General features: G+C 45.9%; 1 protein-coding gene. It reads left to right on the forward strand.

Annotated elements, in window-relative coordinates:
* Positions 1 to 181: 181 nt before the first annotated feature.
* Positions 182 to 2,014, forward strand: a 1,833-nt coding sequence (locus tag HMPREF3107_RS02475; RefSeq protein WP_256364787.1) for an ESPR-type extended signal peptide-containing protein, incomplete at its 3' end; no start/stop codon positions are given.

Genomic DNA, 2,014 nt, shown 5'->3' on the forward strand with positions numbered 1-2,014 from the left:
GCTGAGGAAAAGGAATTTTGCAAAGGTCTCATACCGTTTGTAATCAGACTAAAGGCCGATATAAAAGGTTTAACTGCACGCCGATATACACTACAATCCCACCCTTTTCGGGTATAGGTAACGGATTCAATGCAATAATTTCCGTTCGTCATAATAGCCCAAATCTGCCACCCGCAGCCTCTTGCAGGTCATCGTTGTTATACAGAGTCCGCCGTTATTAAAAACATATTGCGCCGGATTATTAAATATCTATCTGATTCAAAATAGAAAAATGAATAAAATCTTTAAAATTGTTTGGAATCACAATATTGGTTCTTACACCGTCGTTTCCGAATTGGCCAAAGGAAAAACTAAAGCATCTTCAGCGCAAAACAACAGTATTTCTGAAGCCGGAAAAGGCCGTCTGAAAAAACAATTCATCCTTACTGCATTAGCACTATCTTTAGGTGCGGAAAGTGCTTGGGCAATGATTCCTGAAAAGTCTGCAACAGGTGGGGCTGTATTTGCTATCGGTACAGGAACGACTTCGGCGCATGGAACGGGTGCGCTCTCTATTGGCCATAATACTCAAGCGAAAAACAATGGTGCTTTAGCAATCGGTTCGAATTCAGGTACAAATTCTACATTTGCTAACAGCAATAATTCGATTGCCATTGGTATCAATCTCAGGGCAGATGGCAATAAAGCGATAGGGATTGGTACAGATACTACCGTTAATGGAGCGGGTGCCATTGCGATTGGTAACAATGATTCGAACAGAATGACGAATCAAGGTGTTGATGGCAGTGGTGCTATAGGTATTGGTGGTAATTTAACAGCAAAAGGCACCAATGCAGTTGCCATTGGTACAGAATCTCAGGTTAAGGCAAATAATGCGATTGCTATTGGTCCCGGTGCGCAGGCGGCGGGAGAACATTCCATTGTTCTTGGTATTAGCGATGGTACTAATGGTGTAGCGAAGGCAACTACCAAGCAAAGTATTGCCATTGGTTGGACAGCTCAGGCGACAGGTGCAACTCAAGCGGTCGCCATTGGTCCGGATGCTATTGCCTCAGGCACACAATCAACTTCTATCGGTAACAATAGCCGTGCAACAGGGGATTCATCTATTGCTATTGGCGGTGATGATTGGAATATCGTACGAACTAAACCAGTTGCAGCAGCAGGAAATAAACAGGTTCATAAGGTCTTTCAAGAACTAACAGGCATGGAAATGCGGGCAGATAGTAGCTCAACATTTAAAGGTACAATATCCGCCGATGCTGCCGTCGCAGTAGGTGTCAAAGCCTATGCTGAAGGTGTGTTGTCTACCGCCTTTGGTTCAGGTACCTCTGCGACCGGTCTGGGTGCGTCAGCGTTTGGTGTGGGTGCATCGGCCAGCAAAGATAAATCGGTTGCCATTGGTGCTGGATCTAATACAAGTATGGATGCAGCAGCAATTACTACGGCTACCGTTAATGGTATTACCTACAATGGATTTGCGGGTGCAACCAAAATTACCGCAGGTTCACAGGTTTCTGTAGGTAGAGTAGGTTATGAGCGCCAAATCAAACACGTTGCACCGGGTGAAATTTCTGTTACTTCTACCGATGCCATTAATGGTAGCCAGCTTTATCAGGTGGCTGCTCAGGCGGCTAATCCGCTCAAATTTGACGACGATAGTGGCACAACGGTAGAACGTAAACTTGGTAGCACGCTCAACGTTAAAGGCGGTGCAACTGGCACGCTTACTGATAATAATATTGGTGTAGTGGCTGATAACAACAGCAATACCTTGCGCCTGAAACTTGCACAAAACGTTAATTTGGGTGCTGCAGGTAGCCTGCGAACTGGCGATACGACTGTAAATAGCAATGGTGTTACCGTCACCGGCGGCCCAAGCATCACCAAAACCGGCATCAGCGCAGGCAATAAACCAATCACCAACGTCGCAAGCGGCGGCACCATCGACAGCAACGCTGCCAATATTGGCGACGTTAAACAAGCCGCTGCTGCCGCTAAAACCGTGGTAAAA

The sequence above is a fragment of the Neisseria sp. HMSC31F04 genome, from assembly GCF_001807735.1.
Classification (GTDB): Bacteria; Pseudomonadota; Gammaproteobacteria; order Burkholderiales; family Neisseriaceae; genus Neisseria; species Neisseria elongata.